Origin of the sequence: Enterococcus dongliensis, from assembly GCF_031927985.1 — a bacterium.
GTDB lineage: Bacteria > Bacillota > Bacilli > Lactobacillales > Enterococcaceae > Enterococcus_A > Enterococcus_A dongliensis.
Genome location: NZ_JARPZC010000013.1, coordinates 1 through 23,300, shown reverse-complemented (window position 1 = coordinate 23,300; position 23,300 = coordinate 1). Strand labels below are relative to the sequence as shown.

The 23,300-nt window shown below is 38.8% G+C and carries 24 protein-coding genes, 1 pseudogene and 1 other annotated feature; of the genes and pseudogenes, 9 read left to right on the top strand and 16 right to left on the bottom strand.

The window, feature by feature from the left end; all coding sequences use genetic code 11:
- Positions 1-32 precede the first annotated feature (32 nt).
- Positions 33-1,382: a 2-hydroxycarboxylate transporter family protein gene (locus P7D84_RS09910; RefSeq protein WP_311806296.1), complete on the bottom strand. Its 1,350-nt coding sequence runs from the start codon at positions 1,380-1,382 to the stop codon at positions 33-35.
- A 149-nt stretch (positions 1,383-1,531) separates the two neighbouring features.
- On the opposite strand from P7D84_RS09910, the gene P7D84_RS09905 reads away from it, so the two are divergent.
- Both P7D84_RS09905 and P7D84_RS09900 read left to right on the top strand, forming a co-directional pair.
- On the top strand, positions 1,532-3,055 hold the full coding sequence (locus tag P7D84_RS09905) for a Spo0B domain-containing protein (protein ID WP_311806295.1): 1,524 nt from the start codon (positions 1,532-1,534) through the stop codon (positions 3,053-3,055).
- Between the two features lies 1 nt (position 3,056).
- Complete coding sequence (locus tag P7D84_RS09900) at positions 3,057-3,713, top strand: response regulator (RefSeq protein ID WP_311806294.1); 657 nt, start codon at positions 3,057-3,059, stop codon at positions 3,711-3,713.
- A 116-nt stretch (positions 3,714-3,829) separates the two neighbouring features.
- Here P7D84_RS09900 and P7D84_RS09895 read toward each other — a convergent pair whose 3' ends face one another.
- The 10 genes from P7D84_RS09895 to P7D84_RS09850 form a co-directional block, all read right to left on the bottom strand.
- Positions 3,830-4,681: a cysteine ABC transporter substrate-binding protein gene (locus tag P7D84_RS09895; protein ID WP_311806293.1), complete on the bottom strand. Its 852-nt coding sequence runs from the start codon at positions 4,679-4,681 to the stop codon at positions 3,830-3,832.
- 63 nt (positions 4,682-4,744) lie between these two features.
- A complete protein-coding gene (locus P7D84_RS09890; RefSeq protein WP_311806292.1) occupies positions 4,745-5,500 on the bottom strand; it encodes an amino acid ABC transporter ATP-binding protein in 756 nt (251 codons plus the stop codon).
- A 20-nt stretch (positions 5,501-5,520) separates the two neighbouring features.
- The gene (locus tag P7D84_RS09885; RefSeq protein ID WP_311806291.1) at positions 5,521-6,201 is read right to left on the bottom strand and encodes an amino acid ABC transporter permease; all 681 of its coding nucleotides are present in this window, start codon (positions 6,199-6,201) and stop codon (positions 5,521-5,523) included.
- Complete coding sequence (locus tag P7D84_RS09880) at positions 6,182-6,841, bottom strand: amino acid ABC transporter permease (RefSeq protein ID WP_311800799.1); 660 nt, start codon at positions 6,839-6,841, stop codon at positions 6,182-6,184. The genes P7D84_RS09885 and P7D84_RS09880 overlap by 20 nt, the downstream gene beginning before the upstream one ends.
- Positions 6,842-7,004: 163 nt before the next feature.
- Positions 7,005-7,241 (bottom strand) — a binding site (T-box leader).
- A 221-nt stretch (positions 7,242-7,462) separates the two neighbouring features.
- Positions 7,463-7,705 carry a PspC domain-containing protein gene (locus P7D84_RS09875; RefSeq protein WP_311800800.1) on the bottom strand — a complete coding sequence of 81 codons (243 nt, stop codon included), beginning with the start codon at positions 7,703-7,705 and terminating at the stop codon, positions 7,463-7,465.
- Between the two features lie 215 nt (positions 7,706-7,920).
- A complete protein-coding gene (locus tag P7D84_RS09870; protein WP_311806290.1) occupies positions 7,921-9,297 on the bottom strand; it encodes an MFS transporter in 1,377 nt (458 codons plus the stop codon).
- Between the two features lie 99 nt (positions 9,298-9,396).
- Complete coding sequence (locus P7D84_RS09865; RefSeq protein WP_311806289.1) at positions 9,397-10,983, bottom strand: alpha-L-rhamnosidase-related protein; 1,587 nt, start codon at positions 10,981-10,983, stop codon at positions 9,397-9,399.
- 38 nt (positions 10,984-11,021) lie between these two features.
- Positions 11,022-12,344 carry an MFS transporter gene (locus tag P7D84_RS09860; RefSeq protein WP_311800803.1) on the bottom strand — a complete coding sequence of 441 codons (1,323 nt, stop codon included), beginning with the start codon at positions 12,342-12,344 and terminating at the stop codon, positions 11,022-11,024.
- Between the two features lie 153 nt (positions 12,345-12,497).
- Complete coding sequence (locus tag P7D84_RS09855) at positions 12,498-13,475, bottom strand: AraC family transcriptional regulator (RefSeq protein WP_311800804.1); 978 nt, start codon at positions 13,473-13,475, stop codon at positions 12,498-12,500.
- A gap of 87 nt (positions 13,476-13,562) precedes the next feature.
- Entirely contained in the window at positions 13,563-14,228 is a 666-nt protein-coding gene (locus P7D84_RS09850) for a cyclic nucleotide-binding domain-containing protein (RefSeq protein ID WP_311806288.1), read from the bottom strand.
- Positions 14,229-14,316: 88 nt separating this feature from the next.
- On the opposite strand from P7D84_RS09850, the gene P7D84_RS09845 reads away from it, so the two are divergent.
- Positions 14,317-14,919: a YczE/YyaS/YitT family protein gene (locus tag P7D84_RS09845; protein ID WP_311806287.1), complete on the top strand. Its 603-nt coding sequence runs from the start codon at positions 14,317-14,319 to the stop codon at positions 14,917-14,919.
- Positions 14,920-14,939: 20 nt separating this feature from the next.
- Here P7D84_RS09845 and P7D84_RS09840 read toward each other — a convergent pair whose 3' ends face one another.
- Positions 14,940-15,287 carry a potassium channel family protein gene (locus P7D84_RS09840; protein WP_311806286.1) on the bottom strand — a complete coding sequence of 116 codons (348 nt, stop codon included), beginning with the start codon at positions 15,285-15,287 and terminating at the stop codon, positions 14,940-14,942.
- A gap of 177 nt (positions 15,288-15,464) precedes the next feature.
- Between P7D84_RS09840 and P7D84_RS09835 the strand changes: the two genes are divergently transcribed.
- The 3 genes from P7D84_RS09835 to P7D84_RS09825 are packed head-to-tail and all read left to right on the top strand — an operon-like array spanning position 15,465 to position 17,074.
- Complete coding sequence (locus P7D84_RS09835) at positions 15,465-15,815, top strand: DUF488 domain-containing protein (protein ID WP_311800808.1); 351 nt, start codon at positions 15,465-15,467, stop codon at positions 15,813-15,815.
- Positions 15,816-15,848: 33 nt separating this feature from the next.
- A complete protein-coding gene (locus P7D84_RS09830) occupies positions 15,849-16,016 on the top strand; it encodes a hypothetical protein (RefSeq protein WP_311806285.1) in 168 nt (55 codons plus the stop codon).
- A 56-nt stretch (positions 16,017-16,072) separates the two neighbouring features.
- Positions 16,073-17,074 carry a chloride channel protein gene (locus P7D84_RS09825; protein ID WP_311806284.1) on the top strand — a complete coding sequence of 334 codons (1,002 nt, stop codon included), beginning with the start codon at positions 16,073-16,075 and terminating at the stop codon, positions 17,072-17,074.
- Positions 17,075-17,106: 32 nt separating this feature from the next.
- Here P7D84_RS09825 and P7D84_RS09820 read toward each other — a convergent pair whose 3' ends face one another.
- From P7D84_RS09820 to P7D84_RS09810, 3 genes are all read right to left on the bottom strand, one after another.
- Entirely contained in the window at positions 17,107-17,316 is a 210-nt protein-coding gene (locus P7D84_RS09820; protein WP_311806283.1) for a hypothetical protein, read from the bottom strand.
- Positions 17,317-17,420: 104 nt separating this feature from the next.
- Positions 17,421-18,080: an ABC transporter ATP-binding protein gene (locus tag P7D84_RS09815; protein WP_311806282.1), complete on the bottom strand. Its 660-nt coding sequence runs from the start codon at positions 18,078-18,080 to the stop codon at positions 17,421-17,423.
- 16 nt (positions 18,081-18,096) lie between these two features.
- Positions 18,097-19,539 (bottom strand): ABC transporter permease, encoded by a 1,443-nt coding sequence (locus P7D84_RS09810; protein ID WP_311806281.1) that lies wholly within the window; start codon positions 19,537-19,539, stop codon positions 18,097-18,099.
- Positions 19,540-19,689: 150 nt separating this feature from the next.
- Between P7D84_RS09810 and P7D84_RS09805 the strand changes: the two genes are divergently transcribed.
- The 3 genes and pseudogenes from P7D84_RS09805 to thyA all read left to right on the top strand — a co-directional run bounded on the left by P7D84_RS09805 (position 19,690) and on the right by thyA (position 22,647).
- Positions 19,690-20,364, top strand: a complete 675-nt coding sequence (locus P7D84_RS09805) for a response regulator transcription factor (protein ID WP_311806280.1) — start codon at positions 19,690-19,692, stop codon at positions 20,362-20,364.
- A gap of 4 nt (positions 20,365-20,368) precedes the next feature.
- Positions 20,369-21,712, top strand: a pseudogene (locus tag P7D84_RS09800) (sensor histidine kinase).
- A 59-nt stretch (positions 21,713-21,771) separates the two neighbouring features.
- Positions 21,772-22,647 carry a thymidylate synthase gene (gene thyA / locus P7D84_RS09795; protein ID WP_311806279.1) on the top strand — a complete coding sequence of 292 codons (876 nt, stop codon included), beginning with the start codon at positions 21,772-21,774 and terminating at the stop codon, positions 22,645-22,647.
- A 120-nt stretch (positions 22,648-22,767) separates the two neighbouring features.
- On the opposite strand, the gene P7D84_RS09790 is transcribed toward thyA, so the two are convergent.
- Positions 22,768-23,148 (bottom strand): hypothetical protein, encoded by a 381-nt coding sequence (locus P7D84_RS09790; RefSeq protein WP_311806278.1) that lies wholly within the window; start codon positions 23,146-23,148, stop codon positions 22,768-22,770.
- Positions 23,149-23,300 lie beyond the last annotated feature (152 nt).

Sequence of the window (23,300 nt, the reverse complement as noted above, 5' to 3'; positions counted from 1 at the left end):
TTTTCTATTGTCCTTGTATCAACGTTGTATTTTTAAAAAAGCATACGTAAAATCCCCGTCATCGTAATAACCGTAAGTGCACCGCCTAAACGAGTAGCGACTTGAGCAAAAGGCATTAAGTTCATCCGATCGGCTGTGCTGAGAATCGCCACATCACCTGTGCCGCCCATACCGCTTTGACATGCTGAGATAATAGCAGCTTCTACAGGATTCATATTCATAAAACGGGAAACGATGAATCCTGTAACAATGATTGTGAAAACAACACTGATTACTACGATGAAATATTGCCAACTAAGTGTACCAATAACATCTTTTAGCGGGATGTATAATAAGCCTAGCCCCGCCATCAATGGGAAAGTGAAGTTTCCAGAAATAAATTTATACAATTGTTTGGAACCACGCTGGGTTTCTTTTGGTACGACATTTAAATATTTCAATAGTGCTGCTAAAATGATCATTAATACCGGCCCTGGAAATCCCATAAAATGTTGCAACAATCCACCCGCGATAAATAATGTACAAGCAGTCAATACGCCTGCCCCCATTAATTTAATGTCAATCGGGGCATTGTCTTCTTTGATCGCATCGGCCATGTCATCTGTCTTTCCAACTTTAATCAATTGCCCCTGTCCAGAAAATTCAGGACGTTTTTCTCCTAAGCGTGAAAGAAAGGCAGAACACATAATTGCAAAGAAGTTTCCAATAATCGTAGCAGGGATTAATTGTGCGACTAGCTGTTCACTTCCCACACCTGTAATCGCACTATAGCCAAGGGATAATGGTAAGATTCCCTCACCGATCCCACCAGCTAAAACAGGTGTCACAATATAGAATAACGTATGTTGCCAATCAAAACCAACTAATACTCCGACTAATGTTCCGACTCCCATCGCAAAGATCATCCCTATCAGCATTGGAACAATCATCCGCATCAATCCTTGAACTAGAATTTTTCGATTCATTCCTAAAATACTTCCGCAGACTAGACAGGCGATGTAGAAGTATAAGAAATTCGCTTCTTTCATCAAAATATTGGCGGAGTCTAATACATTTTGGTTGACTAAATTGAAAAATACCAAGATCGATGGGACTAAAAGAGATAAAATAGCTGGTCCGCCAAAATGTTTAACAAAAGGAATTCGACTGCCAATTGTTCCTAATAACGAGCCTAAAGTCAAGATCACGGCAAAACCACCTAACATATTGATCGGTAATTGTTGCGCAAGAGCTGTGACAAAAATCACTGCTGAAAGAACGACATAGACCGGCAGCGGTACCGATCCTACTTTTACGGCCATCCATTTTTCGAGAAAAGGCCGTTCCTTTTCATCAGTTTGTACAGCCAAGTTTACACTGGTCTTCTGAATATTTTTCTCCATGATAATTCTCCTCCTATTTTGTTTCCGCTTTCATCATAGGAGGATCTTTAGTCTTTTGCTAGATTATTCAACTTATTTAAGTAACTCAATTTATTTAATCGTGCTGCTGATAAAACCTCTATGCTATACTGGTTTCGGAGGAACACACTATGAAAAAAGGACTACGCCTATGGGCTTTACTATCCATTATTTTCGTGTCGACACTGTTGATTACTAACACGATTTTGTATGGAGTTATCTTGTATCAAGATGCCAACACCGTCCAAAAAAGAGAAGAAAAATTATTGCTATCGCTTGGGAAACAATTAGCATTAGAACCGGCTATCCAACAAACTTTGCAAACAAACAACTACTCAGAAAAAACGGAACAATATACCTTAGACGTGATCCAAATCCATCAATTAGACTTTATTGTTCTGATGACTATGGACGGCATCCGTCTCACTCATCCAGACAAAACAAAGATTGGAAAACACTTTGAAGGCGGCGACGAAAAAAGTGCACTGGAAGGAAGAGTCCATATCTCCATCAGCGACGGAACATTGGGCCGATCGCTACGCGGCTTTGTCCCAGTCTATGCCCATGAAAAACAAATCGGTGTCATCGCTTTAGGAATCAAATTGAATTCTTTGAGCAGACTCATTGAGAATTCTCGTCAGCAGTATACCTTGGCTTTACTTATAAGCGTTGGTATCGGTCTGCTCGTGGCTTCTATTGCAGCGTATTACTTGAAAAAACAATTGTTGAACTTAGAACCCAAAGAGATCTCCCGTTTGTTGACCGAACGAAATGTCATGTTAGATGAAACAAAGGACGTCGTAGTGGTCATTGACTCTGACGAAACGATTACTCTCGCCAACATCGCCGCCAGTGATATGTATCAGCGATTGAGTGGAACCCTTGATTCTTTAAATGGGAAAAAAATCGATCACCTGCTTTTAGATAAAAAACAAGTTGATTTTAAGCGAACGGTCCAACAACTTTATCGGCAAAATGGTCAAGATTATCTTTTCTCTTCTGCCCCTATTTTCGTTCATCAAAAACAGATCGGTTCTATCTTATTCTTACGTAATGCGACTGAATCGCTCTTTGTGACAGACCAGCTAGTCAATACCACGGCTTATGCTTCGGCACTGCAAAGCCAATCCCATGAATTTATGAATAAATTGCATATCATTTACGGCTTAGTAGATCTGGAAAATTACGATGAACTGAAGATCTATTTACATGACATCTTGCAACCTGAAAAAGAATTTTCTCATCGTTTGTCTGTCTTAGTAAGAAATCCAGTTATCGCAGGCTTTTTTATTGGTGAGCGGGAAAAATTCGCCGAGCGAAAGACTCAGTTGATTATTGAGATTTCGCCTGAGCTCCCAAACACTACCGATCAAAAACAGACAACGAATCTGATCAATGTTTATCGTTACATCCACCATGCTTTGCTGCAGCGCTATTTGCCTGAAGAAGTAACGATGACGATCGAATATAACAAACAACGGCTTAAAACACAGTATCATTTTCAATTAAAAGAGTCGGAGATCACAAATTTTGAACTAGTTTTTGCGGAAAATTATTTCATTCAATTGTTGGCAGATTGCCTAGGCGATTTTCAGTTGACCACTAAACAACAGCAGATTTCACTCGATTTAGCGACCGATTATAAGGAGAATTGACATGAATGTATTGATTATTGAAGACGATCCGATGGTTGAATTTATCCACCGCAGTTATTTAGAAAAAATGGCTCTATTTCAAATCATTTATTCTGCTGCGACCGTTCAAGATGCTACCGCCTTATTGTCCACGAAAGCGGTCGATTTGATTCTTTTAGATATTCATTTAAAAGACGGGAATGGGCTGGAGATTTTAACAAAACTTCGGATGGATAAAACAGCCCATGAAGTTATTTTGATCACCGCAGCCAACGAGGCTCAAAGTGTCAAAGAAGGGCTTCACTTAGGAGTCATTGACTATTTGATCAAACCTTTCACCTTCGAACGTTTCAAACAAAGCATCGAATTATTCAAGGCTAAGCAGCAGCGTTTAGAATCTGCTAAAATCAATCAAGAAACGATTGATTTTTTGATAAAAAAAGCAGCACTTTCTGAAGAGTTAGAGAAGGGGCTTTCTGTCGATACCTTAGATTACATCATCAAAGAAATTCAAAAAATAAAGCTCCCCTTCACCATCCAAGAATTAGCAGATCAATGCGGGCTATCACATGTTTCCGTTCGTAAATACATCAATTATTTGGAACAAACAAATCAATTAAAAGCAGAGACTATCTATACGAAAATCGGACGACCCTACAAGGCCTTCCGCTGGTTGTAAGCGGTCTCTACTTTAAAAAAATAGCCGTTCGATCTGTCAGCTGCCAGTAGATTTTGATGAATCTACAGCAGTTGCCCATGATCTACGGCTATTTGCTTGATCTTATAATACTTTTCTTAGTCGTTTGTTACGATAATATCTTTTGCTTCAATATCTGCCCCAAAGAAAGGTGCCAGTGTTTCTTCATAAGCTTTTTCAAAGAAACCTTCAGCAGATAAGGCCTTCAACTCATCATTGACCCAGTTCAATAATTCTTTATTACCTTTTTTGACCGCTGGATTGATTGTAGAAACTTCTCCGACTTCTTTGATTCCTACTTCAAAATCAGGATTTTCTTTGACCCATGCATACAAGTATGAATTATCATCTGCCAGAGCCTCTGCTCGACCGTCTGTCAGTGCTTGGAATTGTTGAGATTTTGATTCGTATTTTTCTAGGTTTACATCAGGATGTTCTTTCGTGAAATACGTTTCAGCCGTCGTCCCTTTCGTTACAATCAATCTTTTTCCATCTAAATCTTTTACCTTAGTGATCGCAGTATTTTTCGGAGAGACGACACCGATGGCTACTTTCATGTAAGGATCTGCAAAATCTACTACTTTTTCCCGATCCGGTGTTTTAGTAAAGTTAGCCAAGACTACATCTACTTTATTTGATTTCAACGCATCCACTCGTTCTTCAGCATTTACAGTGACATATTCGATCTTATCTTCACTGCCTAACAGATCTTTAGCCAAACGTTTGGCCAAATAAATATCATATCCTTGATGTTTTCCTTCCCCATCGACATAACCATATGGCGATAGATCTCCAAAAACTGCCACTTTCAATTTCCCACGATCTTTGATTTCTTGTAAAGCAGAGGTTTCTTTACTCTTGCTATCTTTACTGTCAGCTGAATTTCCGCAACCAGTCAATACCAACCCTATCAGTAATAATCCGCTGATCACCGCTAACCATTTTTTCATTTTTCATTCCTTCTTTCCCTTTTTTGTTTATATAAACCAACTTTACGTCAGTACTATATCTGCCTATTCTTCGGATAGATTTTCAAAATCCAGACTTTGGATAAATGCCCGGGCTCGCTCTGTCTGTGGCTGGGTAAAAAATTCAACTGCAGTATTTTCTTCAACGATCCGTCCTTCTGACATAAAAATGATTCGGTCACTCACTTGTCGAGCAAAAGCCATTTCATGGGTCACAATAAACATCGTCGTGTCGGTTTTGGCTAGATTTAAAATCACTTCTAAGACTTCTCGTACCATTTCAGGATCAAGAGAAGCAGTAATCTCATCTAATAAAATCAGTTCTGGTTCCATGCAAAGACTGCGAACGATGGCTACCCGTTGTTTTTGACCACCTGAAAGTTCCCGAGAATAATGGTGGGCATATTCTTGCAATCCGACTCTTTTTAACCAAGTCAAAGCTGTTGACTCACTGATTTTTGGCGCAGTTTTTTTTACCATCACTGGTCCAATCGTAAGATTTTCTAATACCGTTCGATTTGGGAACAAGTCATAACTTTGAAAAACCATCCCCACTTTCTTTCTAATTTCCTGCCAGTCTTTTTCTTTCAAACTTAATGATCGATCATGAAAGAGAATCTCACCGCTAGTGATTTCTTCCAGTCCATTCAAACAACGCAACAACGAGCTTTTGCCACTTCCAGAAGGACCGATCAAAGAAACGATCTCACCTTTTTTGATAACTAGGTCGATATCATGCAAAACAGCTTTCTCTTGATAAGATTTATTTAATTTTTTAGTAGCGATAATTGTCTCAGACATAAAAACGTTCCTTTCTCTAGTTATTGCGCCGCGTATTTGGCACTAAGGTGGATAGCTAAGCGTTCTAATGGATAGCAAAGAGCAAAATATAAACAAAACAATCCACCATAGACCCAAAAACTAGCTGTTGGTACAGAGACAGCATAATTTTCAATGACTTGAGTCCCGACACGGATCATTTCCGGCACACCGATCATCATCAGCAAACTGGAAGATTTGATGACTCGAGTCACTAAGTTCAATGTATCTGGAATAATAGCTGGTAAGCCTTGCGGTAAAATGATCACCCGATAAATCTGTTTTCGACTAAAACCCAACGATCGGCCAATTTCTATTTGAGATTTTGAAACATTTTCTAATGCCTTGCGTACCAGATCACTCATCTCAGCAGCAATCCATAAAACAAAAACTAGGATTGAAACAGTCTGATTTCCTACTTCAGCACCTAATGCTTCCGGTAAGATATAATAAAAGACAAACAGTAACACTAACAGTGGAACGATACGAAAAATTTCTAGATAAACTTGTAAGAGCCAACGCAATGGTTTGAAAGAAGTGGTCCGCTGGATACCTAAAAATACCCCTAAAACCAAGCCAATAACTAATGCAATGAGTGAAAGCTTGATCACTACTAAGACACTTTCTAAAATGCGTGCCAAATTGTTCCCTTCTAATAAAACTTTATACCCCGTAATTGGCACGACGTACCCTCCTTTCAATCAAGTTGATCACTAAAATCATTGGCAAAATAATCAGTGCATAACTGATTACTAGCAACAGCAAAAACTCACGTGTCATGTAATACATCCCAATCAGATCCTTCGCTGTATTCGTCAAATCCATAATAGAGATTGCGCTGAATACAGATGTCTCCTTTAACAAAAAGATGCAGTTTGCGCCTAAGCTCGGAATACTCTGTGGCAGTCCTTGAGGGAAAATCACTACTTTGGCCAATTGCCATTTAGTAAAACCCAACGATCGACCCGATTCTAATTGAACCGCCGGAACGGTTTCAAAACTGCCGCGAAAAGCCTCCGCCATATACGCCGCTCCAAGAAAAGTAAGACCTAAAATAGCTGCACTGTTTTTCCCTATCGGTAACCCGATTTTGGGGAATCCGTAATATAAAAAATATAATTGAATCAATAGTGGGGTATTCCGTGCCAAAGATATATATATTCCGACGATTTTTTGAAGGATCGGTATCTTAAAGTAGCTAATCAATCCAAAAAAGAAACCCAACAACACTGACAAACAAATCCCCACAATCCCTAACGTCAACGTCACCTTCGCCGCTTCCCAATATAAGGGCAAGGTTTGTTTGATAATATCAAAATCCATTTTTTCACCTCTGCTTTTTTTGATTTGATCTTTCATCTTCAGACAAATTCTCAGCCTTTCACCCAAGCCATTTGATCACTTGTTGTATACTCCTGTGTTCACTTCCTAACTATCAGCAACTTTTTAAAAACAAAAAAGCCCTCTTACTAGCCTACAAGACTAACAAGAGGGCGACAAATACGCGGTACCACCTCTATTTGAGAAACACTATTCTCCTCTATCTGACATTCTAAAAAAAGCAAGATCAGCGGTCCTTTTATCGGTGGACATTCCGCTTTTGATTACCTATCACCAAAAGTTCCTCATTGGCCATCTTCAATTTTTCTCACCATAGCGCTTTTCACCAGCCAACGCCTCTCTGAAAGGGAGCAAAATCTACTTTCCAATTCAACGGAAAATATTTTATTTTTTGTAATCATACCTACAAGTAAAAACAATGTCAAGAATTTTCTAAAAATTATCTGAAATAATCACATTATCTATCCTTTGATTAAATCAGCTGAATAGCCGTTTCTTCCTTACGAGGTCCTTTAGGCTTTCTTTGACATTCACAAAAAATTCCCCTATTTTTTTATCAAAAAAAGCGAAGGAGTAAAACTCCTTCGCTTTTTGCTTAATCGTTTAGAAATCGCTCCATGTATTGCCTTTGATTGGTTCTGCTTGTTTTGGTTGATTATTCTTTGCTGTTGGAACGAGAATCATCAACAAGATGTATAGTAAAATCGGTGCGCCGATCAAGAAAATACTAGCAAAAACATAAATCACACGAACAGTGGTAGGATTGATTCCAAAATATTCTGCGATTCCAGCTAATGTCCCGGTCAACACTTGATTGTTTTGTGATTTCGTTATTTTTTTATTCATTATTATCTCCCTTTTCCTCTTGCAGTAAGCATTTATCTGATGTTCTTATTATGCAAGTTCTCCCTCTGTTCGTCATAGGCCAAAAGTCCTATTTTTCATCAGTTATTTAGGATGAATTTACTCAGAGAGCGCCAAATAAAAAATCTCACAAAAACAAGCTAGGCGAGCTCCACCTAGCTTGTTTATCCTAAAAAATAGTCGGAAACGGTTAGTGCTCATTCCATTTCTTCCCTATCTTTTCTTGTTACTAATTCGTTTTTTATTTGCGGATAGATTTTATCTAAATGATAAAATAACATTGTAATGATTGAGCAAATAATCAATAACATCGGCACATACAAATACATCGCTTTGATCGCTAAAAGAGCTTTGCCATTTTGCAACGTCTCGCCAGGCTGATACATGCCCCAAGCAAGTAGCGCCCCCGCTAGACCACCAGAAATTGCTTGGGCGACTTTTCCTAGAAATCCATTGATTGCTGAAAGGGAGCCGGAAACATTGACACCGGTTTTCCATTCGCCATAATCAACCGGATCTGCCTGCATTGAAAAGTAGATACTCTCTTTTATTCCATAACCGATAGCTGAGATAAATGCACCGACTAAAATCCCAGAGACGACTTTGTCTGCAAACATGATTACAATCAATCCAATAAGTTGAACCGTCGAAGACAAAATATACAAGTTTCGTTTTCCCAAACGTCTAGCTAAAAATGGAACCAAAAAATTGGCGAACATCGGAACGATAGACATAATTGTCGCAACGGTCACTGAAAGCGATTTGTTCCCAACTACTACGGAAAAATAATACACCAATGCACTAGATTGAATAAAGAAACTCGTCCACATAAACAAAATGTTTATAGCAAAGATTACCCATGGTCGATTCTTTCTCAATGAGTGGAAAACGGTTTTGAGTGATGGACTTTTTGAACCGTGGACAGGCAGTTCGCGCACACTAAAAAACGTCACAAAGAATAACAAACTGCCGACGATACCAAAAAGACCCATAACCATTTTAAATCCTAACTTTTCACTGCCGTTACCGAAAAACGCCACTAATGCCAGTGCTGTTGAACTGACGATGGTCGCGCCCAAAAATGCGAAAAACTTTCGCGAAGTAGATAGCGCAGTTCTTTCCTCGGTATCATTTGTCAAACTAGGTAAAATTGAAGCCATTGGGACATTGACTAAAGTATAGGCCAATGATAGACCAAAATAAGTAATATAGGCATATACCAACTTTCCAGAAGCAGAAAAGTCAGGGACATTGAAACAAAGAAAAGCAAAAAGAGCAAAAGGTATCGCACCAAAAAGGAAGTACGGCCGTGATTTCCCCCAACGTGTACTTGTATGGTCAATCAAATAGCCAACTAATAAGTCCGTGATTCCGTCGACAAATCGTGTCACAACAAACATCAGACTAATCGCCGCTGCATTCAAATGCATAATATCCGTATAAAAGTACAGAAGATATAACGAGATCATCTGCCAGATAAGATTACAAGCTAAGTCTGATACACCGTAACCAAGCCGTTGTTGCCACTTCATTAACCCTTTTCTTTTAGGATTATTCATTTGTATTGTTTCCATAAAAAGACTCCTTTAAATAAACCGCTTGCTAATTAGAAACGTTTTCAATGAATGAAGCGGTGACAAAAATTTGCCACCACTTTTTTATAAACGATCCTCTTATTTCTTCAATAAATACTTGCCGATCAAATAAGCCGGTGTACAACTCCAAGCATGGCAATAACTATTGAGAATAGGACTGCCATAAGGTGAGAAGTCCAAATCTTCCGGTTTGAATGCTTCCCAAAAAGTATCGGCGCCTAGTTCGATCATTTTTCCCCAATATTCTTTCATCAGTTTGATTGCCTCTGTTTGGCAGTCTGAGAGAAATAATGCTTCAACTACGTGGTGATACATATAAGGTGTCGCGATTCCTTTGATTGGAAAATGATTAGCTATCGTCGTTTCCATGATCTTCTTATTTTTTGGCGTATCAAAGACTTCTGCTAAGACCATCCAAACTTGGCTAGCTACGTTTACTTCATTAGTTGCTTCAACGATGAATTGATTTTGATTTTCATCAAATAACGTGTGAGTCGAAAATTCAATCATTGTATTTAACACTTGTCGATACTTATTGACATCAGATTCATTGACCGCTTCTGCTAAAAGTAGAAATCTTTTTAGTGAGTAGATCAAAATTGCTTGTCCGGCAGTCGTTTTATCGAAATCATTCGACCAATCGACAAAGACCGGCCATTCTTCTGTCAAAACTAAGCGACCGTTCTCTTCTACTTGTTTAAGAGCTAGATCTACCGCTTTTTTAGCTACTGGATACAAATGTTCTAACGTATCCTGATCATCCGTATGTTCAAGATAGTCAGATAAAGAAGTTACAAAAAACAGACTATAATCAAATAAAAAGGTATCGTCTGGTGTCAATTTGGGTTCCGTGAAAACATTCGCGGGAATTTTTCCTTCCGTCGTCTTCATTCCGGCAAAAAGATACAAACAACGTTTAACTAAAGATAAGTCATCAAACGTGTAATAATTAGCCAACGCTTGTAAGCGCAGATCCCCCAACCATAATCTCCGATCACGCTTTGGACCGTCTTCAAAGACCGTCTGCATACAGTCTAACAATGTTTTTACTGAAACGTTGTAGATTCCTTTTAATTCATCATCTTCAATCGTTACTGAAGGCAACTGTTCTAATGAAACAGAACTTTTTGCACGGAAGCTTGGCTTGCTAAAGCTTGCTTTCCACTTTGGTGACGTATCGATCACTGATAATTCAACATATCGGCAACTATAACGTCTAGGCAATTTCAATGTCGCTGGTAACACATCCAAGTGGACATATTCTTCTTGGATCCACGAACGAGACAACCAACCATCATAATCTTCGGATTTGGCATACAATTCTGATGGAACTTCCGCAAATTTCAAGCGCAGATACAACGGTGCATCCATCGGTGAACCTACTGAATCAATATCAATCGTAAATTGACCAACATAATGATCGCCTAGATCCAAAATCAATGATTCATCTCGGCCTAGAGCATAGTCACTTAACGTTAAAATATTTTTTGTACTTGCTTTCAACTCAGAATCAGTTGTTCGTTTATCGGCTGGGACCCGTTCAACCAATCCAATCGGTTGGATCTCCGTCTCGATCAATTCGGGAATATTTGAATCTGCTTTTTCTAATAAATTTTCGTCGTAATCCCAAACGACATCGTCATTAATTTGAAACGTAAAAGCCATGTTCATTCTCCTCACTAACAGTACGGTTTATTGATTTGCTATGCAGTAGCATCGGCATCATGAGTATTTTTGCCATGATTTTCCGATGTGCCGTATTTTTTTTGCAATCTCATCATTATAATCCCAGCAATCGTTGCCACTAAGACGATTCCAGCAAATCCGATCATTGATGATTGGATACGATCTGGCATAACTAAGTACGGTGTGACAAAGGCAAACAGCCCACAACACAACCGTGAGAAACCATTGATGAATCCTTGAAGAGAGGCACGTGTTTCAGCTGGGAAAGATTCTTGCGTCCAAACTTTGTAAATTGCTTCGCCAGCTAAAGGATTTCCAAAATTATAAAAAGCAATCGTGATCGCTAATGCGATAAATCCTGCGCCGCCGCCGATCAAGGCCATACCTAACATCGCAGCAAATTGTACTAAAGCACCTACGAAAAATGCTTTGTTGCGATATTTACCACCTGAAACGGAAGCAAAAATGATTGTTGTCACTAATGAGACTACGTTTAGTACGATTCCTAAACCGGTAGCTTGTGTCTGACTTGCTCCAGCATTTGTCAAAGCATACGTTTGGAATTGTCCCCAAGTATTGGCTAGTAGGTTCCAACATACATAAAAAGTAATAATAGCTAAAAAGAACCCAAGGAATTTTTTCTTATTCTCGCCAAAAAGTACTGTTTTAAAAGAGACTTCTTGTCCTTGTTCAGTGATCATTCGTTTGGCTGCTTGACGGGCATTGCCTTCTTCATGAAATGTTTTGAATTTCTTTGAAAGAGTCCGCCATAACCAAGTAATTACAGCAAAACCAAATAAAATAGCAAAAACGATACGTGCTCCTAACACGCCTTCAATACCTGAAAGTAAGAACGAACAAATATATGAAATAAATACCCCGATTTGCCAAAAGATTTGAGTCGAAGAAACTAATCTTGCTGAAGTCGTTTCATCAGGTGCATCATGTGAGACAACGGTTAAACTAATCGGCAGATCTGCTCCAGAAGAAAAGCCCATGATGACCACACCAGCCAACAACATCAAAAAATTTGTCGAGAAAAGACAGATTGCTGCACCAATGGCATAAAACAGATTTAGCCAGTTGAATGAGCGAATCAGCCCAAAGCCTTTACTGATATTTCCAGCAAAGATCGAACCAAACGCAATCGCAAATGTCAAACTACCTGAAAGGATCCCGACTTGACCTGTTGTCATCTCCAATCCTTTTTGCCAAACTGGAATAGTAGCAGATAGGCCGACGATACAACCTGAACCTAACATTGAACCTATCCCAGCAGCAGTTGCTAACGGTGAATACCGTTTGACTACCGAATTATTTGAATCATTTTTTTTAGTCACTATTAAACACTCCGTTTCATTTTTTACCAGCTGATCAACTATGCGATAAGTGTAAGCGCATTACTGATTTTCAACCATGGCCTAAATCCATATGTTTTTTATCCAAACTACAGAAAAAAGACTTTCCTACAAAAAAGGGAAGTCTTTTTCTAATTAATTTTTAGTTATTTGATTACGCAATTGTTTAGGTGTCTTATCGGTAAATCTAGCAAACAATTTGTACAGTGACGGCAAGGAATGAAAGCCGATTTCATAGGCGATTTCTTCAATACTTTTATCCGTTTCTTTCATCAGTTCCAATGCCGTTTGATACTTCACAGAGTTGATCAGATCTTGAAATGTTCTGCCGGTCTCTTTTTTCAACTTGTTCCCGATGTAATTTGCGTTGTAGCCAAAACGCTTAGCCAGATCCTTCAAGCTGAGGTGACGAAAATGAACATCGATATACTTTAAGATATGAATAATCTCTTCATCTTTTTTCTGGTAGTTGTCTAAACTCTCCTCTTCAATCACGCGTGTGAGCTCGATCAATAAAAGCGACAACAGTAAATTCGCCGCTCGCATATAATACCGTTGTTTTTGCAGATACTCAGCGATTAATTTCTGGATTATTTCTTGAATCTCTTCATTTTCCCCGCAATGAAAGTGGATAAATGCATCGTGTTTTCCAGTCTTATTGGATGCATTCATTAAAAATTCATTGACCAGGCCATTAGATTTCACCATATTAATAATAATCTCTGTTGTAATCGATTCATCTTTCAATAAAATATTGATCAACAGATCATTTTGACCTAGCGGATCGATTCGCTGGACGATGTCTTTGTCTAATAAAATGATTTCGCCCTCTTGCAGAACGACTTTTTTATCGTTGACATATTGGGTGCAGCTTCCCGACAGCATATAATTGAATTCGACAAATTCATGGGTGTGATTCGGCATGGCAGAATATCGGTGATGTTTATTGATAAAGATATTGCCTTCTTTAAAAAAATTACTGCTGGGCATTTTAGGAACGTCGACTTCATCAAAAGGCAAGTTTTGGTCGTTGACATTATATCCTTTTGTCCGTTGAATTTTTTCAATTTCATTTTCCTGCCATAAGAGCTCTTTTAATTCGGTCTCTTTCATCTGTCTTCCTCCAACTAACTTTTTTAAAAAATACCGCGTATTGCTGATACCTGAGTAGTCCTTCCAACTATTTTACTAAATTATCGATCATAATTGGTACCCTTGCTGGATTAGTTGACGAAGTTTCTGCGGATTGATCAGATATCCGGCATGATTTTTTTTGATGTACCCATTTTCCCGCAAGTATTTGAATGTATAGGTCAAATGACGGTAACTGATTCCTAAATAATCTGCAATTTGCGTATTATTTTCAGTGTATTGGTCATTTACAGAAACTTCCAATAGTAATGCTGCTAAGCGATATTTCAGTTCAAACGTTTGAGCATGGGAAAAATGTTCCATACGCATCAATAGTTTTTTTCCAATGTATTGTGCTAAAAACAGAGAAAAATCAGCATCTTGTAACAAGTTTTCTACGATGGATAATGGAATTGCCAGACAGCGGACTGGACCGATAGCGATCACATCTTTTGGGGTATTTTCTGCATGGACCACTGTCAATTCACCGATGAAATCACCGACTTCAAGAAATTGTAAAATTAGACTTTTCCCATTCGGCTCTTGTTGGATAATCCGCGCTTTTCCTTCTAAAATGATGAATAAATACGTCAGTTGTCCTGCTTGGCTGACGATTTTTTCATTTCGGCTATACGTGGTCAAAAAACTTTGTCGCATCAGTTGTTCTGTTAAAAAAGGGTACGGTACTTGCTTTAATAACGATTCATGTGTCTTGTTGTAATTTTCTTTATCCATTTTTTCTCCTAATTAGGCGATATCTCCTAGTTGAATTTCTTTGTTTTCGACATACTGGTCCTATCAATTAATTATCGGAGGAACTTTTATGACAAAACAAAAAAAATTAACCTTATCGTTTTTATACTATTTACTCAGTGCTTTTGGTATCAGCTTGACTCTCAAAGCAAGTATCGGTGTCAGCAGTTTCAACTCATTGAACGCGACTTTGTCTGAATTTAGTCAAATTAAGATCGGCACGATTACAGTTATCGTGAATTTGTTATTTTTAATAAGCTGTTTAATATTAGACCCTCAGCGTAAATTGAGAAATTATTTCACAATGGGGATCGCATTGTTGTTTTTTGGCTCAACGATCAATCTGTTCATTTATTTCATTTTTCCGCTGTTCACCTTGCATGCCTATCTTTTAAACTGGCTGCTCTTTGTCCTTGGGACTATCATTGCAGGATTTGGCACCGGCAAAGTTTTAAAATATCAATTACTGAAATTTCCAATCGAGACATTCTGTCTTTTTTTAGCCAATCAATCCCATCATAGTTTTAAATTTTATCGCTACAGTATCGATTTGTTCTGTATTTTGATTGCTTTAGTCCTGACCTTTTCTTTCCATTTAACGTTGGTGGTGCGTGAAGGCACTATCATCAGCTTGCTCTTATTATCACCTATAATCACGTTAGCCAAAGATTAAGAAACTTATGCAGACTATCGCTAACTTTCTTTTTCATTTCTTTTTTTTTGATGGTATTCAACGAGGGCTCGATTGAAATTTGCGATCATTGCTGTAAGGATACCGACCCCGATCAACACGTAGCCGATAGTAAAAAGTTTGCCCACTGCAGTCTGAGGTGCTAGGTCTCCATACCCCACTGTGGCTAATGTCATTACTGAAAAATAAAGTCCGTCTAAATACGTCATCCCTTCAATATTATGATAAAAAAATGTCCCAATCATCAGAACAACCAAAACCGCCAACATCACAGCCTTTTGTTCTGGTTGGCGAAAAAGAATCCGTAAAACACGCCATAAACTTCTAAACACCACGAAAAATGCGACCATCGTCAACCGCCTTTCTTGTTCAACTGATTCTACTCAACATTTCATCAGCCAGTTCTATCACTTTATGTAAGTGTACCAAATTACGGGCTTTTTAGAAAAGAAAGTCAGACAGAATAGCTTTTATTAACTTTTTTGGGGCAGCTTTGTTAGAATGAAAGAATAAAGGAAGTGTCGAACATGCTGCAACTAAAAAGAGCGTACTTACCAGCTAGTGATTCCGATGGCTATCGGATCTTAGTCGATCGTTTGTGGCCCCGTGGAAAATCGAAAGAAACGGAAAAAATTGATCTGTGGTTAAAAGAGATCGCCCCAAGTCCTGAATTACGTAAATGGTTTAATCATGAAGATACTAAATACCCTGAATTTCAAAGAAGGTATCAGGAAGAACTCCAAACAGGCGCTGCTAAAAAAGCCCTGGAAACGTTACAAGAAGTTCTGGCAAAAGAAGAAAACGTTACGCTCGTTTATGGAGCAAAAAACGAGACACACAACAATGCCAGTGTACTGTATGATCTTTTAACTAAATAACTATTTATAAATCCTATTCTAAGGGGGAAAAGAATGCATTTTAATCGGGTCTTTGTTGTTTATTCATCCATTTTAGGCTTCTTTGTTGGGGTGTTGGCAGCGTTATTTCTAGTCATCGTTAATTTTTTGATTCATGTTGTTTGGGATATTCTTCCGCAACATTGGCTTTGCCCAATTATTATCCCATCATTTTTGGACTAGTTGGCGGATTGCTTGTAGGTTTGTTCCAGTTTCGCTTCGGGGACTATCCCCAAACAATGCACGAGACATTGCATGAATTCAAGACCACTCACACGGTGAGATACAAAAAGCAAGTGGGAAAAAATCTTTTATCGGCTCTGCTTGTTCTGACCTTCGGCGCAAGTCTCGGCCCCGAAGCGGCATTAGCTAGCATTCTTGGCGGACTTATCAGTTGGGTCGGTGATCATTTAAAATTCACCTTAGCAAACAAGGAACAATTTGTAAAACTAGGGATTGGTGCGATGCTTGCGTCGATCTTTCGCGCACCCTTGGTTGGGATTTCTGAACCCCTAGAAGAAGAGCTTGCCAAAGGTGCGATCAAACTCCGGTGGAAAAAAATATTTCTCTATGGTCTATCGACGTTCTTTGGCATAGTGGGCTTTACTTTCGTCCAACGACTTTTTCCTAAAGAAACTGTCTTTGACATTCGAATCACCACGGTCGAATGGAACCAGCAAGTCCTTTTTTTGATCATCCCTGCATTGATCTTAGGCCTTATTTTTGGCTATTTGTTTTTGTTATTCGAACGATTCAGTCAAACAATCGCCGGAAAAATCAAGCAGCCCATCATCCTTGCTCTTTTAGCTGGGCTGTGTATTGGCGGCTTAGGTATGGCTTCTCCTTACTTTTTATTTTCCGGAGAGCATGAGCTTTTTCCTCTATCTAACGAATACCGGCATCTGACAATCGGTTTTTTACTCTGGTTAGCCTTAGGAAAAGCTTTTTTGACAAATCTATGTTTTGCCTTTGGTTGGCGGGGCGGAAAAATTTTCCCAGCGATTTTTTCCAGTACGACATTAGGATTTTCCTTAGCAAATCTGTTTCCCTACACCCCTGGATTAGTGGTGGGAATCGTGACCGCAGCAAGCGTAACAGTTATTTTAAACCAAGCAATCGTAGCAGCGACATTGTTATTGTTTTTATTTCCACTACAATTTTTCCCAATCATTTTATTGACCTGTCTCGTCAGCCGAAAAATCTCTGATTTTATCCCACAGCCTTCAGTCAAAAACGACTAAAACGGGTACGACACAGTCGCACCCGTTTTTATCTATTCTTGTACTTGATACTGCCAGTTGGCATTATATAATGAAAAACGTTCCGCACGATACGCCCAAGCACTGGTTGGAAAATCTGTTAAATCTACATCAAAGACAGTTTCACCTTCTGGAGTGACTTCCATCAATGTGACCGAAAGTTTTTCACTTTTTACTTCGTTTGAACTTGAACTGCTTGCACATCCAGTTAAACAAACGACCATACCAATTAAAAACGGCAGTATCCTTAATCTGATCGTACTTGCTCCTCCTTATACTTACCTTAATTCTCTCGCATGGAAGATCTTTAAAAACCGATTATTTTCCGTCAAAAGACTTGACTGAATTTTTGATTTTTTAACTCATACACCACATCACAAGCTTTAGCGACTTCTTGCTCATGGGTAACTAAAATAATGCATTTTTGTTTATCGTGTGCAATTTCCTGAAATAGTTTCACGATTTCTCCAGAAGTTTCTTCGTCTAAATTGCCAGTCGGTTCATCAGCAACGATTAACTCATGCTCACAGCACAAAGCACGTGTTATCGCGACTCGTTGTTGCTGTCCGCCTGATAAATGAGTCACTTTTTTTTCAGCTAAGTCGCTGGTAATCCCGACTTTTTCCAAATTAGCCAACGCATAAGCTCGTTTATCTGTCTGCTGACTTTGAGCGATTTCCATAGCCGTCACTACATTATCGACTGCTGATAAATATGGTAATAAGTTATAGGCTTGAAAAACAATTGAGACATCTTTGCGCCGATATTCTCGTAAACCAATTTTCTTCAGCGAACTATCTTCATAAAGGATTTCCCCACTTTTAGGTGTGTCTAGTCCGGCGATCAAAGATAAAAAAGTGGTCTTTCCTGAGCCGCTCGTCCCTAAAATAGCGTACATTTTGCCTTTTTCAAAAATCAGATTCACGTTTTCAAATAATGGTCCATTGTTTTCATACCAATAACTTAAATCTTTCGTTGCTAGTGTCATATTGTTTTCCTCCTAATTAAGATATCAAGATTTTTTTCGGATTGAGTCGTAAAATACCAGCAGATGATAAAACGATTGAGAATAAACTGATACCAAGTCCGATTCCTGCAAGATTGAGTATTTCTGTCGGTTTTACTGCAATATTCATCTCTTTTACTTCTTCAATTTGAGTAAATGGATTGCCGCCGATTTGTCTGCTGCGCGAACCACCATTTCCGCTAGGTGCTTGACCAGGTCCAGCATTTCTCGTATTACCATCAATGCTTTGTGAAGTTGTTTGTTGGTTCAACAATTGATTGCCGACCGCATTACCGACCACATTACCACTTGCTGCTGCGATTCCTAAAGCAAAAATCATACAAACAAAAATCTCAACAAAAAATTGAGAAATGACTTTGAGTCGTGATTCGCCTAATGAAAGCAGTACACCCACTTCATATTTACGTTCACGAATCGACAACATGATGATCAACGTTAAAATGATTACTCCAGCAGTAGCCACTAAGATTACGATGTTTTTCGCAAAACTTGAGACATTGTTCAAAGGCTGCAGCATTTGCTGGTACATTTGATCGTTGGTTTCCAGACTAAACGTGTCTGTATCAATCAACTTATTGGCCTGTTTAACAAAACTATCCATTTCTTTTGGATCATCTAATGTATAGACTGCCGAATCGATCGTCTCACCCTCTGAGCCCGTCAATGTACTAACTAGTGTATAAGAAGAAAAGATTGTATTGGCTGGATTCATAAAATTGAAGCGTGCGCTCATACTATCGCCGGAACTGCTTGTTTTATAGATTCCTTTGATCGTAACTTCAACGTCTTTATCGTCTGTGTCTTTAATTTTGAACGTGTCACCGACACTTAGATCGTTGGATTCCGCTAAACTCTGTTCAATCAACACATTGTTCGTGCCTTCATCGTCTGCTGTAATTGCTTCACCTTCTGCGATACTAGCCGTTCCTGCAGAAAAATCACTGTAGGCACTGCTTTGTGACACTCCTTTAATTTGGAAATCCCCTTGGCTCATTCCTGCTGGTACACCTTTGCCTTCTGCTTCGCTAGCTGCGGTTTCTTCACTATCACTTGAGATTGGGGTAATTCCTGAGCTTTTATCCGCCGATGTACTAGCTTCAAATGAATACGTTTTGATATTTGCTAATTTAGCGATCTTTTCTGCATCACTTAGATTGATCGGCGTCTGTTCAAAACTCCCCGGCTCTGGTCGGCTGTTTTCTGAATCAGATGATTGTTTAAACATCGCCTCACGATTTTGCGACAAGGTAACGGTCGCTCCAACATTTTTTTTCGCGTTAGTCGTCGCTAATTCAGCTCCGCTGCGGATTGTTAAACCTGCTAAAACAAAAATCAATATGGCAGAAAAAACGGCGATCATGAGAATACTGCGTCCCTTTTTCGCCCAAAGGTTTTGAAGCGCTCGTTTGATATAGTTCATAGTAATGCCTCCTTCAATTTCGTCATCTGTGACTGTTTGTAGCATAGTCACGTTGCCTTAACTCAAGCTTAAGCAAGTGAAAAAAAGTTTAAGGTTGATTTAGGAAAGCATGGTACACTAGGACTGTTATATATATGGGAGGAAAAATCCGTGATAAATTTATTGATAGTAGAAGACGAGGCAACACTGTCAAATAATATAAAAGAAATTTTGGCGGACCTAGGGACAATCAAGCAAGTCTATGATGGTGCTGAAGGATTATTCGAGGCAGAAAGCGGAGTATATGATCTGATTTTGCTAGACTTGATGTTGCCAGAGAAAAATGGGTATGAAGTTTTGGCAGAATTGCGGGAAAAGAATATCCAAACACCGGTGTTAATCCTAACCGCCAAAGATGGCTTAGAAGATAAAATCACCGGCTTTCAAAAAGGGGCCGATGATTATTTAACCAAACCCTTTTATCGTGAAGAATTGATTTTACGCGTCAAAGCTTTATTAAAACGTTCATTAGGATTATTTTCCGAAAATCAATTAACCTATCAAGCGATTAACTGTAACCTTGCTACAAAAGAAGTTACCGTAAAGAAAGAGACTCTGCCAATCCAAGGAAAGGAATTCGATCTATTAGTTTATTTCATCCAAAATAAAGGCGTGATTTTGACGAAGGAACAGATTTTTGATCGAATCTGGGGATTTGACTCGGATACTACAATCACAGTCGTTGAAGTCTATATGAGTCATTTACGGAAACACCTCAAACCGACCGGTGTCGATCGCTGTTTTAAAACACTGCGAAATGTCGGTTACATCTTACAAAAGGATTGATATTATGAACACAGAACTTTCAAGAAATCAACGATTAAAATTCTTCTTCATCAATGTCGCCGCTTTTGCTAGTATTTTTTTATTACTTGGCTTCATCACTTTGCAGCTTTTACAAAGCTCGGCGTATCGGCAAACTGATCTTTCCTTGACGCAAATGGCTAAAAATACTCATCTAATCCAAATGGAAATTAACCGTTACCAACAAGATGATCCTTTCTTAGCACAACCCAATAATCAACGGATTGAACATGGACCTGATGGCAATAATCGCTTCAATAGTCAGATTATTCTGTGGTCAAAAGACGGTAAGATCTTGAATAAAAATGTTTTAGGTGGTCGTTTTACTGAATTGGCCAGCTTGTCATTGGACAACGAGCATTTAGATGCTATCCAAACCTTAACATTAAAAAATACCTCGTATGTAACACAAAAATTGTCATTTCATTCCTATACAATCAAAGAAGATGACCAAGATGGTCAGGTCGCTTACATTCAATTTTTAGCCAATACCAACCAAATCGCAGACTCTATGAAGACATTTAAGACGATATTGATTGTCTGTATGGTAATCTTCTGGCTGATTTCGATTGGGATAAGTTTTTATATCTCAAAGATGAATATGAAACCAATCATGAATGCCTGGCATAAACAACAAGAATTCGTGGAAAACGCTTCTCATGAATTACGTACGCCTTTAACAATTATTCAAAACAGCTTGCAACGATTATTTACCAAACCTGAGCATACGATTCTAGAAGAATCCGAACCGATTGCCCAAGCCTTGAATGAAACCCGCCGAATGAAAAGTTTGACCGAAGATCTTTTAACTCTGGCACGCAGTGATTCCAATCAACTTGTCTTATAAAAAGAACAGATCGATCCAAGTATTTTCATCCAACAATTAGCACAACCTTTTCAAGAAATCGCTGAAATGGAGGCTAAACACTTTGTCTTGGAAAATTTTACAGATCGACCTATGCTGATTGATGAAAAACGGATCCATCAAGTCCTAGTAATTTTATTAGATAATGCCTTAAAATATACAAATGCCGGAGAAATGATTGTTTTGCAATCAGAACTTTCCAGTGACAATTGGCTAATCGAAGTTAAAAACAACGGTCCTTCCATCAGTGATGAAGACAAAAAATATATCTTTGAACGCTTTTATCGTGAAGATCATTCCCGCTCCAAAGAAACTGGCGGGTATGGACTCGGTCTTTCCATTGCTAAACAGATTATTACACAGCACAAAGGCAAGCTCACTGTACATGATTGGCTGCCAAAGGGTGTGGTTTTTCAGATTCGATTACCTTTAAAAAAATACCATCAAATTGACAAGAAAATATAATTCAATACTCTAGTTGAATATGTTAAACTCAGACAAAAGAAAAAAAGAGGAGAATTCTTGTGACTGAATATACTGGCTTTGACAACATTTATCGCAATATCGTCATGGAAATCATCGAACACGGTACCGATCAAGACCCGACATTGGTACGAGCTAAATACGCAGACGGCACTCCCGCTCCCACGCGCTTTATCCAAGGGGTCCATTTTAAACTCACCCCAGCTGACGGTATCCCGATTCTAAAATCAAAACGCGTCTTCCAAAAGACTCCCTTAATCGAATTAGAATGGATCTGGCAAGAACTATCCAACGACGTAACTTGGCTGCAAGATCATAAATGCAAAGTTTGGAACGAATGGGCTGATGAGAACAACACGATCGGCAAAGCATACGGCTATCAACTCGCCAAAAAATGCCGCAAACTGCCTGATCGCAAAGAAAAACTCAACCAAGTCGAATACGTCTTACACCAATTACAAAATAATCCCGGCTCGCGCCGTATCATGACTAGTTTGTGGGATGTCGACGATCTGGATGAGATGACCTTGGAACCTTGTGTTTGGGCAACTAATTGGAAAGTCAACAACAATGTTCTAGATCTCCATGTCAAACAACGCTCTGCCGACATGGCACTAGGCAATCCATTCAACGTCTATCAATACGCCATCTTGCACCGTTTGATCGCAGATCACTTAGACTTTGAACTAGGCACGATGCATTGGTGCATCGATGACGCCCACGTCTACGATCGCCATATTGTTTCCTTAAAAGAACAACTATCCCAAGAAATTCCAGATAGTCGACCAACACTGATTTTGCCAGATAAGTACGACGAAACAGGCCATAAACGCTCCTTTTTTGAACGCCGTCTATCCGAAGTCAAATTAGAGAACTACGAAAATAACGGTGTGTTTAAATATGAGATAGCGGAATAAACTGCTCTACTTTTTAACAATTAAAAGCGAGGTACTTATTTTTACTTACGGAAGTTAGCACTGTCTAGCTTCCTTTTTTATGCAAAAAATTATTAGAAAAAATAGAAGCTTTCACTCCTCTCATGGCACTGTAAATTGATGGAATACAACAGTGCATAAAGTCAAGGTCAATGATTCACGCCATACTTTAATGGCTGGTATCTCTGGAAAAAAGCGCAGCAATAGTGTCTCCCATTCTGCCTGTGAAAAATATGTTCGAAAATAGAAAAAATAGCGTTTCAGATGGCGGCTTGTTTGCTGGATATACAGTGTCCGAATCAGCTCGAAACACGGTGTATCGATTGCTTCCGTGCCTAATTCGCCACGAATCTGCAATAGGCGGATCAGTTTGATGACTGTCTTTGCGTCATTACTCGTCTGATAATAGGCAGCGATACGTTTTTCTAATGTTTTTTGTTTCAAATGAAACAACTGATAGATTGTAAAGGGATGTTTCTGCATATGCTTGCCTCCTTGCAAAATTCGTTCTACTTTATTAACGAAAATTTTTACTTAAATGCGCAAATTTTTTTATACATCTTAATTGTCAAATTAAGTTAGACAAATCATCAATACTTACGTAACTCAAAAATACTTCCAAAGGTGTTCGATAA

Excerpts from the sequence above, each read along its gene's own strand:
- P7D84_RS09865 (WP_311806289.1), bottom strand. The coding sequence starts at position 10,983 with ATGGCTTTTACGTTTCAAATTAATGACGATGTCGTTTGGGATTACGAC.
- P7D84_RS09830 (WP_311806285.1), top strand. The coding sequence starts at position 15,849 with ATGCATTTTAATCGGGTCTTTGTTGTTTATTCATCCATTTTAGGCTTC.
- P7D84_RS09835 (WP_311800808.1), top strand. The coding sequence starts at position 15,465 with ATGCTGCAACTAAAAAGAGCGTACTTACCAGCTAGTGATTCCGATGGC.
- P7D84_RS09870 (WP_311806290.1), bottom strand. The coding sequence starts at position 9,297 with ATGGAAACAATACAAATGAATAATCCTAAAAGAAAAGGGTTAATGAAG.
- P7D84_RS09825 (WP_311806284.1), top strand. The coding sequence starts at position 16,073 with ATGCACGAGACATTGCATGAATTCAAGACCACTCACACGGTGAGATAC.
- P7D84_RS09900 (WP_311806294.1), top strand. The coding sequence starts at position 3,057 with ATGAATGTATTGATTATTGAAGACGATCCGATGGTTGAATTTATCCAC.
- P7D84_RS09910 (WP_311806296.1), bottom strand. The coding sequence starts at position 1,382 with ATGGAGAAAAATATTCAGAAGACCAGTGTAAACTTGGCTGTACAAACT.
- P7D84_RS09880 (WP_311800799.1), bottom strand. The coding sequence starts at position 6,841 with ATGGATTTTGATATTATCAAACAAACCTTGCCCTTATATTGGGAAGCG.
- P7D84_RS09905 (WP_311806295.1), top strand. The coding sequence starts at position 1,532 with ATGAAAAAAGGACTACGCCTATGGGCTTTACTATCCATTATTTTCGTG.
- P7D84_RS09810 (WP_311806281.1), bottom strand. The coding sequence starts at position 19,539 with ATGAACTATATCAAACGAGCGCTTCAAAACCTTTGGGCGAAAAAGGGA.
- P7D84_RS09890 (WP_311806292.1), bottom strand. The coding sequence starts at position 5,500 with ATGTCTGAGACAATTATCGCTACTAAAAAATTAAATAAATCTTATCAA.
- P7D84_RS09845 (WP_311806287.1), top strand. The coding sequence starts at position 14,317 with ATGACAAAACAAAAAAAATTAACCTTATCGTTTTTATACTATTTACTC.
- P7D84_RS09850 (WP_311806288.1), bottom strand. The coding sequence starts at position 14,228 with ATGGATAAAGAAAATTACAACAAGACACATGAATCGTTATTAAAGCAA.
- P7D84_RS09820 (WP_311806283.1), bottom strand. The coding sequence starts at position 17,316 with ATGGTCGTTTGTTTAACTGGATGTGCAAGCAGTTCAAGTTCAAACGAA.
- P7D84_RS09840 (WP_311806286.1), bottom strand. The coding sequence starts at position 15,287 with ATGGTCGCATTTTTCGTGGTGTTTAGAAGTTTATGGCGTGTTTTACGG.
- P7D84_RS09815 (WP_311806282.1), bottom strand. The coding sequence starts at position 18,080 with ATGACACTAGCAACGAAAGATTTAAGTTATTGGTATGAAAACAATGGA.
- P7D84_RS09895 (WP_311806293.1), bottom strand. The coding sequence starts at position 4,681 with ATGAAAAAATGGTTAGCGGTGATCAGCGGATTATTACTGATAGGGTTG.
- P7D84_RS09855 (WP_311800804.1), bottom strand. The coding sequence starts at position 13,475 with ATGAAAGAGACCGAATTAAAAGAGCTCTTATGGCAGGAAAATGAAATT.
- P7D84_RS09790 (WP_311806278.1), bottom strand. The coding sequence starts at position 23,148 with ATGCAGAAACATCCCTTTACAATCTATCAGTTGTTTCATTTGAAACAA.
- P7D84_RS09875 (WP_311800800.1), bottom strand. The coding sequence starts at position 7,705 with ATGAATAAAAAAATAACGAAATCACAAAACAATCAAGTGTTGACCGGG.